Genomic DNA, 13,222 nt, shown 5'->3' on the forward strand with positions numbered 1-13,222 from the left:
TCAATTACTATCAAGATTATTTTTCTAACATATATACATAATTCACAGATTCTGTTAACGGAGTAAACCCATTTTTTTGATAGAAGAACTCAGCATCAGTCCCTTTTTCTGTATCAAGAAATATTGCCGGTACTCCCGATTCTTGTAGTAATGCCTTAATAGTAGTTAAAAAATATGAGCCTAATTTTTGATTTTGATACGCCACATCAATATAAAGAGAATCTAAATGATACTGCTCGCCACCATACCAAGGACGAATAAAGCCTAAAGATGCCCCTACAATTTTTTGCGTAATGATATCAACCAAAACAAACCCTCTAAAGGTATTTAAAGCTTGTAAGCGCTGAAAAAATAGTGCTATCTCTTCTTCTACTAACACATCTCCCCAAGGGGGGGGCTGAGAAGACAGAGATATAAAGAGCTACCGCCTCATACTGATCTTTATCCATAAAAGCCCTTATCTCAAATTGCTCTGGTAAATGATCCGTTTTAATTGTTAATTTGTTAGAAATCGGCGGGTTGTTTACACTTCAGTGTTAAAATAATTTTCTAAAACTTCATAAGGCGTTAAACCATTAATACCCTTATGAGGTTTTACTGTGTTGTAATAGTTCAAAAATCGTTTTAGCTTCTTTTTCCGATCATCTGAACTGATAAACTCCTCCTGATTATGCCACATTTCCATGAGTGTTCGAATGACTCTTTCTGCTTTTCCATTCGTTTGAGGGCAAGCTGGCTTTGTAAACTTTTGATTAATCTTATGTGTTAGACACATTTCGACAAAGGCATGTTCTGATGTACCTTTATACTCACGACCATTATCCGAATAGGTGCATTCTACAGTATAGGGACACTGTTCTAACAGATCCCATCGAAGAAATTCAGCAGCACTAAACTGTGATTTATCAGGATAAATACCGGCATAAAGTTCTCTTGAAAAATCATCAATTCCTACAAATAAATACTCTCTAGTGCGATTTTTAAGATCTCCTTTTAAAAGAGGGAGCCGTTTAGTATCCACATGGACCATCTCGCCAGGATAGTTTTTGTTATAACGTTTAGCCCTCTTTTTAAGTTTCTCTTCAATAGATTTTTCAATCTTTGCAAGACGTTTAATGCCATACTTAATTGTTCTATAACGTTCATTTTTACTAGCTAATGGCACAAACAAGTTCAATCTACCTTGTTTTAGTACTTTATAGATCGTAGGTCTGCTTACCATAAAACGCTCAGCTAGATAGGTTACGGTAAATTTTTCTTGATGATGTAATCGCCAAATCTCTTCTCGATGAAACGGCGTTAATTTTGTTTTTCGATGGATATTCATAACAGTATTTTCTCCTAATACTGTAAACAACGCGATAAAATCCTACAGTTAATTGATCGGTCTTTATTGTCATCAATTAGTCCCTTTTGTTTTCTCTTCGATTCTTGAAATGCCGCCCATTCCGGATCATGCGTATAATCTCTAAAGCGACATCTATTCTCCATCTGCGCATGACTTACTTTTGCCATTTGCTCTGTGATATAAGCCTCTATCTCTGCTTTTGTATAAGGGTTTTTAGTACAAAAATCCTCACCTGCCAACGTTGTTCTACACGTTTCACCACGCCATGTACTAAATGTCCCATTACGCATCGAATCACTCACATACCAATTATTTAAAAGATCTCTACGAGCGCAGATCGCAAGACCTGCAATAGCATTGTCTTCATAATCAATATAAAAAAGAAAATGCTGATCTGGTGTTATCTCCACCTTTTTAACTTCAATATTTTCAGTAACTGGGTAATAATCTTCTCCAAGCCGTGATCGCTCTTTAGAAACATACTCTAAAACACTCAATTCTGGCGTTGACTGATAACCATAAGTATCGCCTAAACTCATCAGTCTCACATAGAGCGATTCATGAAATATTGTCCCTAAAAGTATCAAAAATACTATGATTCCCCACAAAAATCGCTTGATTCTTTTTGGAGGTTGTTTTCCTGAACATGCTTTTTCTGATCGTTTTAAATTAGACTCTAACTGACTCATTATATTCCTAACACTTTACCGAGACTATCGTTAATCAACGGCTTAATCATACCTCAAAATGCACATAATATCGTCAAGACTAAAAAGCCATTAGATCCCTATTTATCCAACCCTCTACCTATTTTTCTTGATAGGCTCTTTCTTGCTCGAAGAAAAGGCGATCGCAAAGAGAATTAACGCCGCGCCAATGAGCATTCGGATTGTGGGTGTACTACCAAATAACCACCAGGCAAAAGCAATGGCATAAACCGGTTCTAAGGCGATAATCATACCGGCTATGCGAGCATTTAACTGTTCTAAACTCTTCACAAAGAGATAATGTGATAATCCTGTACAGAAAATTCCAAGTAGCGCTAAATAAAACCAATCTATTGTGGAGAGAAATCTCATATCAAAAAGTGCAAATGGCAGTAGCAGAATCATCACTACACCATTTTGCCAAAAGGCAACTTGCATCGCATCAATCCCCTGAACACCGCGCTTATTAACAACGGCTAAAAGTCCAAAAGAAAACCCTGACAAAATCCCCCATAAAAGCCCGATAGTGCCACTATCGCCAAAGCTAAATTGAGGCGTTACCAAGATCAACCCAAGAGAGACTAAAAGCAGTAAAATCCATTCTCTTTGCGTAATACGATCTTTAAAGACAATCCAATCTACCAATGTAATAAATGCCGGGAAACTAGCAAAACCTAATGTTGCAACGGCAACGCCCCCCACCTTTACACCAATAAAAAATGTCACCCAATGGATTGCTAATAAACTCCCCGAAAGAAGTAGCATAGCGCCTTTAAAAAGGGAAATGCCACGAATTAAGGGTTTCTTTTGCCACAATAGAATTAATAGTAATCCAACGACTGCAAATACAGCTCGCCCAAAGGTAATCGTCTCTGCACTACCGCTAATCACCGCCCCAAAAATACCGGTTAAACCAAATAGTACTGCGGCGATATGCGCCATCCATAGTGCTTGCCGATGCGTCACCATCTCTCCCCCTTATTTATAGTCATAAGATGATCCTTAGATCTCTATTATTAATAACCTAGTGTGGCACACTTACTCCTAATAACAACAAGACAATGGGCAAGGTTATTAAACTCACAATGGTACTGATAAATGTTGCACTTGAAACTAGCTCAGGCTCTGTATCAAAATGAACAGCTAAAAGCGTTGTATTTGCGGCCGCCGGCATTGCCGCTAAAATAATTAAGATCTGCTTATAAACGGTGTCTATCGGCATCCATTGAACTAAAAACAGGGCCACTAATGGCGAGATAACCATCTTTATCATAAGATTGATAGAGAGCTTGCCATAAGCAATATGGGAAAGCTTAATATTCGCTAATTGCATCCCTAAAATGACCATAATGACAACAATAGAAGCATCCCCAACCATGGAGATAGAGTTATAAAGTGATTCACTTAAAGGAACCTGTAAGAGCTGTAGGAAAACTCCCAATATCGCCCCATGAACTGTCGGCATTCGTATAACCCTTGTTAAAGCAAATTTAACCGAGCTTCCCACAATCATCTTTGATGAGCCTTTTGCGGCATAATATGTACCAATAGTATTCATCACAACCTGCTGTAATACGAGCATAATAATGGCAATATCAAAACCAATTGCGCCGAAAAATGCGAGTATCACCGGTGTACCATAATTACCATTATTCATAAAGCAAGATCCTAAAATCATGCCACATCGAGTTTTCTCATCAAACTTAAGCGCTTTAGAAATAAGAGAAACAAGTGCCACCAATATCAGACAAAGAGCAAACACATAACTTACATAATAGAGATAATCAAAAGAGACTTTATACGTATAGAAAGTCTTAAATGCTAAAAATGGCGATAATACATAAAGCGACATTTTTGAGAGATTAGGAATATCAAAATGTAAGATTTTCTGGGCAATAAATCCCACGATAAAAATTGCAAAAATAGGCAATAGAATCCAAAAAAAGGTCAACACAATCCATCCTCTCAAATCCATCTTAAAGGTTACTCTCCACTTTTTTGTAACCTTTAGGGAATATTATAATTTTTATCAATATAGCCGATTCGGTGTAAGAACCTATTTTATAGTGAAACAGGTTCAAAACAAGCTGATTTAAATGCCGGAGTACCGGCTATTAACAATAAGAAGTATTGTGATTTCCAAATAAAATCAGAGATCAAAACTTATTCATTAGTCATCCCCCTAAAATAGGTTGATGAGCAGCTAGGTTGAATGCTAGCACTCTTTCTAAAATGAAATAGCTCTTTAACTTAAAAGCCAAACTGTGATCTTGTTACATCTAACAATAAAATAACCAGCAAATAGCGAATCGCCTTACCTATAAAAATGGTGATCAAACAGTAAAAAATATTTAACCGTAACCATCCTGCTGCTGTTGGTAATAGATCTCCAATAATAGGTAGGCTTGAAAAAAGTAGAGACCACGCGCCATAGCGTTTAATAAACCGCTCTACTTTTGGTGATAAGATCTTCTTTTCTGGAAATATTCGCCCGATAATCAACATTAAAATAGAGCCTAATGTATTCCCCACAGTCGCAACCCAAAAGGCTGATATCATATAGGGTGGATAATGATAAATAAAAGCAACGAGCGCTGCTTCAGAGCTTCCTGGCAATATTGTTGAAGAGGTAAAACTTGATAGCAAAAGAAGCCATAATCCTTCATATACAGAAATAGACATTAACAACAATAATCCTCTTTTCTAAAGCTTTTCTGATAGGTGCCCTGATAGAGTCGATTCGGTTTAAGAAACGCTGCTTTAAAAATAAAAAATGCAGTATGAAAACCCGCTTGCAAGATACCAAATAGAAAGGCTATTGCGCTTCTCATAACCGATGCGCCCGCAATCTGATTCAGTGATCTTTAAACCAATTTTACGATAAATAGCTAAAAATATTATTCAAGCTATTGCCTTTCAAGATCATTTTATTAAATCATAGCTATCATGAATTAAAGTGTATAGCTGAGCCTCCTCAAAATCCTCATCTAATACAATTGAAACCCAATGCTCTTTATTCATATGATATGCCGGATAAACCCCTTTCTTTAACCTTAAAGAGCCCGAAATCTCAGGTAAAACCTTCAGATTTATAATATCTACAATCTTACTATTTTGAGAGTCTTGCGTGAGTTTGCTAAGCTCGACATCCATAATTACTGCAAACCATTTGGCTTTTTTAGGATGCCTAAAAACGGCATAATGAGGGTATTGCCGCCATGGATACTCAGGAAGAGCGCCACAGTGGTGTTCAATATATTCGATCACTTTTTGTCTACTCATGAGTCATCCTCCAAATCTCGCTCAATAGACTTTATGAGCCGATAAATTATTTAAAATAAGCGCAAGGCTTACACAGCACTTTTCAAAGTGTAGCCTCTTCGATTTAAAAAGCTCTCTCTTACCGCGACAAGAAATGCTTGCAGGCTTCTACTATCTCGCGCCGGCAATTTTCCTCAAAGACTTTTTTAATCCTGCTTCACGACAATATTCCGATAATTGAGAGCCTTATTATTGTCCTTGCTCTTTAGCTTTCTCTTGAGCTTGAAACAGACTCCAAGCTTGATATCCCTCTTTTAAGTCATAGATTTCACTAAATCCCATCTCAGCCATAATGGCAGCTGCTTTTTGACTACGATTACCAGAGCGGCAAAAAAGATATACCGGTTTTGATTTATCTAAAACTTGAATTGACTCAGAAAAAGAAGGATCTAAATAATCAATATTCACCGCCTCTAAAATCGTGCCATCAGAGTATTCAGCGGGTGTTCTCACATCTATCAATTGTAACTCACTCTTTGGCAAATCTTGAATGTGCGTGAGATACTCATCAATCTCCATAATAGTGATATTTTGGGTAAAACCGATACCCCCAATCCCCATTAAGCCTACAATGAATCCTAAAACTTGCAATAATCGCATCTCTTCTCCTTAGCGGTATTGAATACCCCCTCGATAATATGCTTTAACAGATATCCATTTTTGGTAATAAGGGAATAATTTCAGCTAAAATTTTCTCGGCAACGACTAATTTATCAGCTCTTAAAATGGGTTTAGGCTCTCCACTACGTTTAAAGAGAATCATCTCATTATCAGACTCGCCAAATACCTTGCCCCCAGAGACATCATTTAAGCAGATCATATCTACATTTTTACGTTGTAATTTCGATAATGCATTGGCCTCAATATCATGGGTTTCTGCAGCAAATCCAACGCAGATTGCCGGGCGACCTTCCCCTTTAGCAATCGTTGCTAAGATATCGGGATTCTTTTTAAAGGTTAGGGTTAAAAGATCTGAATCATCGGTTTTTTTAAGTTTTTCATCAGATCGATTAGCCACCGCATAATCAGCAACTGCCGCCGCGGCAATAAAAACATCAGCATCTCTAGTAGCTTCAAAAGTGGCATCCATCATCTCTCTTGCACTTTTAACCTTTACTAAAGCCATATTTTTAGGAGCATCTAATGCCACAGGTCCTGAAATAAGCGTGACAATTGCCCCCATTTTTTGAGCTGCAATGGCTAAAGAATATCCCATTTTCCCGCTAGAATAATTACTGATATAACGTACAGGATCAATCTCTTCAACCGTTGGTCCTGCTGTAATGACGATTTTTTTACCAAGAAGAAGTTGATCATCTTGATGATCTTTTTGAAGCGCTTGAAAAAATGCTTCTACTGCATCACGAATTTGTAAAGGCTCCGGCATTCTTCCCTGCCCAATTTCACCACAGGCTTGAGAGCCACTTTCTGGGGCAAGTAAGATCATTCCCCGAGCTTCAAGTTTCGCCACATTTTCTTGCACGGCTTGATTTGCCCACATTAAGCGGTTCATTCCCGGCGCTAGCATTATCGGTTTTTCTGTCGCTAAACAGATCGCAGATAATAAATCATCGGCAAAGCCGCCAGCAAGCTTAGCGATCATATTGGCACTTGTTGGCGCAATTAAAATAAGATCTGCCCACCGTGCTAACTCAATATGCCCCATTCCCGCTTCATGTGCCGGATCTAATAGATCATAGACAACAGGATATCCTGAAACTGCTTGTAGCGTTAAAGGCGTTACAAAACTTCGCCCCCCATCAGTCATGACAACGCGCACATCAAAGCCCACCTCTTTTAATCTTCTAACAAGATCTGGTGATTTATATGCAGCAATACTACCGCTCACGCCTAAGAGAATATTCATATGATAGTGGCTCCTTTACCTAAGGTATTTTACACTTAACAACGCTTTTAATATGGCACTATCATATCATTAATTATGGACTGAATTCTTTCGATCTCCCCATAAAAAAACGCTTAACAAATTGCTAAGCGTTTTCATTTAAATGGCGATTATTCTTGAACTTATCAAACAATAAGTCGCCTTAAAGTAGCCGATAAGACTAAGATTTTGAGGTCGCCTTAGCATGAATACGACTAATTGCATCAAGCGATGAAGTAATCGCCCCTTCTAACCAGCCATTCATGTAGGAAGTATGCTCACCTGCTAAAACAATCCGTCCATCAATTTCACAAAGATTACGGTAATGCTTTTCTCGTAACTCAGGCGACCATTTAGAATATCCGCCTAAAATCCACGGAACTTTATCCCACGCAACGCTATAACCTGTATCAAACTCATCGATGACTTGTGGGTGAATTTTCGATGCGTATTTTAAGCCCTCATCAATACGCTCTTTAAGCGCCATTGCGGTAAATTTACGGCTATTATCACCCGTGATATATCCCGTTAAAGTAATACCTTTACCATTACTTAAAAACTCATTTGGCGCAGATGGATAAGCAAAATGCGTAATTGGCTGACTTGTCAATGACATTCCCCCAAAGATCGCCTCATCTTCTTCCCAGAAGCGGCGCTTATACTGCACCCCAAGTTTTACCACAGATTCATAGGGGAGCGCATCAATCGCAGCTTTTAGTTTCTCACCCACATTCATTTTAATGTTACTTAAAACTCTCGTTGGAATAGTACATAAACACCAATCCCCTGTGACGGTTTCTGTTTTACCTGTACTCTTATCCACATAAGTAACGGTCACATTATCAGCACTTTGATGGATTTCTGTAACTTCTGAGTTATAACGGATCACCTCTGGTAACGCTTTTTCAAAAGCTTTACCAATCATTGACATGCCTCCACGAGGCTCAAACATTGTTTGTTGAAATTGCTGGGTTAAAAAGTAAGCAAAATTACTCCATAAGCGAGAATTTAAAATCTCTTTCATTTCGATAGGTTTTGTCGGGACATATCCTGCGGATAAACCTCCGCCTGGAAGTTTTTCAAATCCCCGGCGCATACTTACGGCAACGCTTTCACTATAGTTGTAATTATCATCAAGTGCCCCAAATGATTTTAAAGCTTCTAAAAGAATCTTTTGATCCTCTTCGGTGACTAATTCATCCAGCGCTTTTTGATTTGTTGCTTTTGCTAAAAGAGAAGAGATTCCTCCATTAAAGTCTGTGAAAATCTCACGGAAACGTTTAGGCTTCCCATCAAATGCATCATTAGATTGTAAATACGCATTAAAATTCAGTTGTACAAAGGGATCGAGCTTAATATCAAGCTCGCGACAATAATGTAAGATGTTTTTATGGTAGTAAGGAATTCGCCAAGCGCCTAAGTTAAAAAATTGCCCTTTTTCAAACTCACAAACTTGCTCAACCCCATCGGTATCAGTATAGCGATCCCCACCTTCTACAGACCAAGCTCTACCGCCGGGTCGATTTTGGGTCTCTAAGATAACAGCTTCATACCCTGCTCGTTTAAACTCATAAGCAGCGACTAACCCTGCAACGCCGCCTCCTAAAATTAAAATCTTAGAGCCTTTAGGCATTCCCTTTAAATCAACCGTTTTTAAGGCACTCATAGTTGTTGCATGCCCTAAGCTTCCCATAGCACTTAACATCACCGTAGCGCCAGCACTATAGCCGATCATTTTTAACAAATCTCGTCGAGTCATTGCTTTATGACTATTCATTCTTGCCTCCTAAAATAATTAATACTCATGATAAATATGATGTAAAACTACTTATTTTGATCATCCAACAAATAATCTGGTCATAATGATTAAAGCAATTGTGATCTTTTTTTAATCACTATCTAGTCAATGTAACAAATTTCTTTAAAAAAAACAGAAATGTTAAGCATAAAAAAACCTTGTAAAACAAATATTTCACAAGGTTTATAATATTTTTAATCCCACAAGCATAATAAATAGACTATAGAATCAGCTTTTTATTGCTTGTTATCTTACATTGGCACAATATCAAATTGCTCTATCGGGTAGAGTTCTTCAGGCTGAAGACGAATATTAGCATCAATTTGAATTTGTAGATCAGCAACACTATGCGCTTCTTCATCGAGTAGTCGCTCAATCACTTCAGGCGCAGCTAAGACTAAAAACTCTTTTAACGTCGGGAAACGTTTACCATCACGGATAAGTTCTCGTAAAATCTCAAAGCAAACTGTCGCACTTGTCTTGACATAACCTGTTCCCTGACATTTCGGGCAAGGCTCACAAAGAAGCTGAACAAGACTCTCCCGAGTTCTTTTACGTGTCATCTGCACAAGACCAAGAGAAGTTACCTCACTAATTGAAGTTCTCGCATAATCATGAGAAAGATGCTCTTGCAGTTCCTCTAAAACCCCTTGGCGATGCTCTTCGCTTTGCATATCAATAAAGTCGATAATGATAATCCCGCCAAGATTGCGCAGGCGCACTTGACGAGCAAGTGCTTGAGCGGCTTCAAGGTTTGTTTTATAAATCGTCTCTTCGAGGTTGCGAAAACCAACAAAACCACCGGTATTAATATCGATTGTCGTCATCGCTTCTGTCTGCTCGATCATTAAATAACCGCCAGACTTAAGATCCACACGCTTTTCTAAAGCAAGATTAATCTCTCTTTCTGTATTAAAGAGATCAAACATCGCGCGAGGCCCAACGTAATACTCAATACGCTCTGTCATTTCTGGTAAAAAGCGCGTGGTAAAATCCATCATGCTCTTGTAACCCTCCATTGAATCGATACGAACTCTTTGAATATCTTTTGAAATATAATCTCGTAAAATTCGCAGCTCTAAAGGAAAATTCCCATAAATCACCTCACCAACTTTTGCTTTAGCAATACGCTCTTTAAGATCGCTCCATAGACGATTTAAAAACTGCATATCAGAGCGAAGTACCCACGGATCAACGCCTTCAGCTGCTGTTCTTGCAATATAGGCGCCGGGAATCTCCGCTTGATAGTTTTGTAGCGTATTTTTAAGGCGCTCTCTCTCTTCTTCCTCTTCGATACGAATCGAAACACCGATCACATCTGAATCTGCTAAATAGACTAAATAGCAAGAGGGAATAGAGATTTGTGTAGTAATACGTGCACCTTTTGTCCCTAATGGATCACGTATGACTTGGACAATCAGCTCCTGACCTTGGGTTAGCAATTTGGTAATATCAATCGCTTCGGGATTACGCTTTGTGGGCGCTCTCTCAACTTCGCTCCCATCTTCACAGCTATCACACTCTTCTGGCGTAAATTCACTACAACCTGTTTGAATGTCGCTGACATGAAGAAAGGCCGCACGATCAAGACCAATATCTACAAATGCCGCTTCAAGGCCCGGTAATACACGAATAACGACACCTTTATAAATATTGCCGACTAGCCCGCGCTTCTCATCTCGTTCAATAAGCACCTCTTGGACGATCGCATTACTGATAACAGCAGCTCTCGTCTCATTCGGCGTAATATTAATTAAGATTTCGTTATTATTCATTTTTAATTAGCTCGCTTTTCTAACATCTCAACTGCGGGTAAGACTTTTCCTTCTAATAATTCAAGGAATGCGCCGCCCCCTGTTGAGATATAAGAGATATCATCTTTTAAACCAAATTCTTCAACCGCAGCAACCGTATCACCGCCACCTGCAATTGAGAATGCATCACTTTTTGCAATCGCTTCGCCGAGTAACTTCGTACCTGCAGCAAAGTTTGCAAACTCAAAAACACCCACAGGACCATTCCAGACGATTGTTTTCGCATTCGCCATGATTTGACTGTAAAGTTCACTTGTTTTAGGACCAATATCCATAATCATATCGTCCGCTTCGATCTCATCAATCGATTTAATTACCGCTTCTGTATCTGCTGAGAATTCTTTACCCACCACAACATCAATTGGAAGTGGGATCTCTTTCCCTTCTTCTGCTGCACGTTTAAGAAGCTTTTTCGCCTCTGGCACTAAATCTTTTTCCACTAGACTCTTACCAACGTTATAGCCTTTTGCAAGTAGTAAAGTATTGGTAATACCGCCACCAGTGATGAGCTGATCGACCTTATCCATCAACGCATTTAATACCGTTAATTTAGTGGAAACCTTGGCTCCGCCAACGATTGCGACCATTGGGCTTGCTGGATTTTGAATCACTTTTGTTAAAGCATTGAGCTCTTTTTCAAGTAAAATTCCTGCGGCAACTTCTTTAGCCACCATTCCTACGCCATAAGTAGAGGCTGCTTTTCTATGCGCTGTTGCAAAAGCATCCATGACATAAACATCACAAAGATTGGCCATTTTTTTAGAAAGGGCTTCATCATTAGCTTTTTCACCAGCAAGGAAACGCACGTTTTCTAGTAATTTAACTTCTCCTGGTTGAATCTCAACCCCATTAATCCAATTTTTTACTAAAGAGACCGGCTTACCTAAGCGATTAGATAACCAAACAGCCGCCGGGGCTAAAGTAAACTCATCACTCTCTTCCCCTTCAGTTGGGCGACCTAAATGGGACATTAACATTACCGCACCACCTTTTTCAAGGATCTTTTCAATCGTCGGTAAAGCAGCTTCTAAACGTGCATCTGATGTAATTTGTCCATCATGAATAGGAACGTTTAAATCTTCACGAACTAAAACACGTTTACCTTCTAAATTAAGGTCATCTAAAGTATTAAATTTCATTTGCAATCCTCGCAACTAAGCTACTTTCAATATCAATAAAAAATATCTAAAACATCAATTTTTAAATCAAAAGTGTGATGTCATTTCATTTGCCCACACTCTTCATCATCTTCTTGTAAAGTGGATTTAAATTATTTCAATCCATCTAAATAACGTTCAGCATCTAAAGCCGCCATACAACCTGATCCCGCAGATGTAATCGCTTGACGATAATGGGAATCCATCACATCGCCTGCGGCAAAAACACCCGGCACTGAAGTGGCTGTTGCATTCCCATCAATACCTGATTTTACAACAATATAACCATGGCGCATCTCTAACTGATCTTTAAAGATCTCCGTATTAGGGGCATGACCGATTGCAATAAAGACCCCTGGCACTTCAATCTCTTTAATACCTTCATCTTTTGTTGATGAAAGAATAACCCCTGTAACGCCTGATGCGTCTCCCACAACTTCATCTAACTGCCGATCTAAATGGAGCTCTATCTTACCCGCTTCAACATTGCGATAAAGGCGATCAATCAAGATTTTTTCTGCACGGAAAGTATCACGGCGATGAACTAAATGCACTTTTGAGGCAATTTGACTTAAATAAAGCGCTTCTTCAACAGCCGTATTACCGCCACCAACTACTACCACTTCTTTTTCACGATAGAAAAAACCATCACAAGTAGCACAAGCAGAAACGCCACGTCCTAAATAAGTCTCTTCTGAAGGAAGCCCTAAATATTTTGCTGAAGCGCCGGTTGCGATAATAAGAGCATCACACGTATAAGTCGCGTTATCTCCCACTAATGTAAAAGGCTTTTGGGTTAAATCAACACTATTGATATGGTCAAATAAGATTTCCGTACCAAAGCGCTCACAATGCTCACGCATTTGATCCATTAATGCCGGTCCCATTAAACCTTCACCGCCACCTGGCCAGTTATCAATATCTGTCGTTGTTGTTAATTGCCCACCCATTTGCATTCCCGTAATGACAACAGGTTTTAAATTTGCACGCGCTGCATAAAGCGCCGATGTATAACCCGCAGGGCCTGAACCAAGTACAATTAGCGAATGATGATTGTCACTCATAATTTAAATCCTTTTTTGATCCGCTATCCTTCTAAACGCAATATAAAGCGTTGATAAAACACTTGAATATCGACAATAACACTAAGAGATTTCCTTGTTATAGCGTGAGAAAAATAGACCATTTAACT

At 38.8% G+C, this 13,222-nt stretch carries 13 protein-coding genes; all 13 read right to left on the bottom strand.

Translation table 11 applies throughout. The features are described from left to right. Window positions 1-16: 16 nt before the first annotated feature. The 13 genes from MMG00_RS07570 to trxB all read right to left on the bottom strand — a co-directional run bounded on the left by MMG00_RS07570 (window position 17) and on the right by trxB (window position 13,094). Window positions 17-379, bottom strand: coding sequence for a GNAT family N-acetyltransferase (locus tag MMG00_RS07570; RefSeq protein ID WP_242147018.1), 363 nt, complete (start codon window positions 377-379; stop codon window positions 17-19). Window positions 380-523: 144 nt separating this feature from the next. Then, window positions 524-1,327: an integrase core domain-containing protein gene (locus MMG00_RS07575; RefSeq protein ID WP_242153261.1), complete on the bottom strand. Its 804-nt coding sequence runs from the start codon at window positions 1,325-1,327 to the stop codon at window positions 524-526. Window positions 1,328-1,341: 14 nt separating this feature from the next. Continuing rightward, window positions 1,342-2,037 carry a hypothetical protein gene (locus MMG00_RS07580; RefSeq protein ID WP_242147021.1) on the bottom strand — a complete coding sequence of 232 codons (696 nt, stop codon included), beginning with the start codon at window positions 2,035-2,037 and terminating at the stop codon, window positions 1,342-1,344. A gap of 114 nt (window positions 2,038-2,151) precedes the next feature. Beyond that, window positions 2,152-3,021, bottom strand: coding sequence for a DMT family transporter (locus MMG00_RS07585; RefSeq protein ID WP_242153386.1), 870 nt, complete (start codon window positions 3,019-3,021; stop codon window positions 2,152-2,154). 58 nt (window positions 3,022-3,079) lie between these two features. Continuing rightward, on the bottom strand, window positions 3,080-4,006 hold the full coding sequence (locus tag MMG00_RS07590; RefSeq protein ID WP_242153389.1) for an AEC family transporter: 927 nt from the start codon (window positions 4,004-4,006) through the stop codon (window positions 3,080-3,082). Between the two features lie 299 nt (window positions 4,007-4,305). After that, window positions 4,306-4,737: a YqaA family protein gene (locus tag MMG00_RS07595; RefSeq protein ID WP_242147022.1), complete on the bottom strand. Its 432-nt coding sequence runs from the start codon at window positions 4,735-4,737 to the stop codon at window positions 4,306-4,308. Window positions 4,738-4,977: 240 nt separating this feature from the next. Continuing rightward, a complete protein-coding gene (locus MMG00_RS07600; RefSeq protein WP_242147024.1) occupies window positions 4,978-5,337 on the bottom strand; it encodes an MmcQ/YjbR family DNA-binding protein in 360 nt (119 codons plus the stop codon). A gap of 228 nt (window positions 5,338-5,565) precedes the next feature. Next, complete coding sequence (locus MMG00_RS07605) at window positions 5,566-5,976, bottom strand: rhodanese-like domain-containing protein (RefSeq protein WP_242147026.1); 411 nt, start codon at window positions 5,974-5,976, stop codon at window positions 5,566-5,568. Between the two features lie 43 nt (window positions 5,977-6,019). Further along, window positions 6,020-7,243: a bifunctional phosphopantothenoylcysteine decarboxylase/phosphopantothenate--cysteine ligase CoaBC gene (gene coaBC / locus MMG00_RS07610; RefSeq protein WP_242147027.1), complete on the bottom strand. Its 1,224-nt coding sequence runs from the start codon at window positions 7,241-7,243 to the stop codon at window positions 6,020-6,022. A gap of 199 nt (window positions 7,244-7,442) precedes the next feature. Then, complete coding sequence (locus MMG00_RS07615; RefSeq protein ID WP_242147030.1) at window positions 7,443-9,038, bottom strand: flavin monoamine oxidase family protein; 1,596 nt, start codon at window positions 9,036-9,038, stop codon at window positions 7,443-7,445. Between the two features lie 272 nt (window positions 9,039-9,310). Next, window positions 9,311-10,834 (bottom strand): ribonuclease G, encoded by a 1,524-nt coding sequence (gene rng, locus MMG00_RS07620; protein WP_242147032.1) that lies wholly within the window; start codon window positions 10,832-10,834, stop codon window positions 9,311-9,313. Window positions 10,835-10,836: 2 nt separating this feature from the next. After that, window positions 10,837-12,012: a phosphoglycerate kinase gene (locus MMG00_RS07625; protein WP_242147034.1), complete on the bottom strand. Its 1,176-nt coding sequence runs from the start codon at window positions 12,010-12,012 to the stop codon at window positions 10,837-10,839. A 131-nt stretch (window positions 12,013-12,143) separates the two neighbouring features. Next, window positions 12,144-13,094, bottom strand: coding sequence for a thioredoxin-disulfide reductase (gene trxB / locus MMG00_RS07630; RefSeq protein WP_242147036.1), 951 nt, complete (start codon window positions 13,092-13,094; stop codon window positions 12,144-12,146). Window positions 13,095-13,222 lie beyond the last annotated feature (128 nt).

The sequence above is a fragment of the Ignatzschineria rhizosphaerae genome (assembly GCF_022655595.1).
GTDB classification, from domain to species: domain Bacteria; phylum Pseudomonadota; class Gammaproteobacteria; order Cardiobacteriales; family Wohlfahrtiimonadaceae; genus Ignatzschineria; species Ignatzschineria rhizosphaerae.

Coding starts and splice junctions, on each gene's coding strand:
- MMG00_RS07575 (WP_242153261.1), bottom strand. CDS start 1,327: ATGAATATCCATCGAAAAACAAAATTAACGCCGTTTCATCGAGAAGAG.
- MMG00_RS07580 (WP_242147021.1), bottom strand. CDS start 2,037: ATGAGTCAGTTAGAGTCTAATTTAAAACGATCAGAAAAAGCATGTTCA.
- MMG00_RS07595 (WP_242147022.1), bottom strand. CDS start 4,737: ATGTCTATTTCTGTATATGAAGGATTATGGCTTCTTTTGCTATCAAGT.
- MMG00_RS07600 (WP_242147024.1), bottom strand. CDS start 5,337: ATGAGTAGACAAAAAGTGATCGAATATATTGAACACCACTGTGGCGCT.
- MMG00_RS07605 (WP_242147026.1), bottom strand. CDS start 5,976: ATGCGATTATTGCAAGTTTTAGGATTCATTGTAGGCTTAATGGGGATT.
- coaBC (WP_242147027.1), bottom strand. CDS start 7,243: ATGAATATTCTCTTAGGCGTGAGCGGTAGTATTGCTGCATATAAATCA.
- MMG00_RS07615 (WP_242147030.1), bottom strand. CDS start 9,038: ATGAATAGTCATAAAGCAATGACTCGACGAGATTTGTTAAAAATGATC.
- rng (WP_242147032.1), bottom strand. CDS start 10,834: ATGAATAATAACGAAATCTTAATTAATATTACGCCGAATGAGACGAGA.
- MMG00_RS07625 (WP_242147034.1), bottom strand. CDS start 12,012: ATGAAATTTAATACTTTAGATGACCTTAATTTAGAAGGTAAACGTGTT.
- trxB (WP_242147036.1), bottom strand. CDS start 13,094: ATGAGTGACAATCATCATTCGCTAATTGTACTTGGTTCAGGCCCTGCG.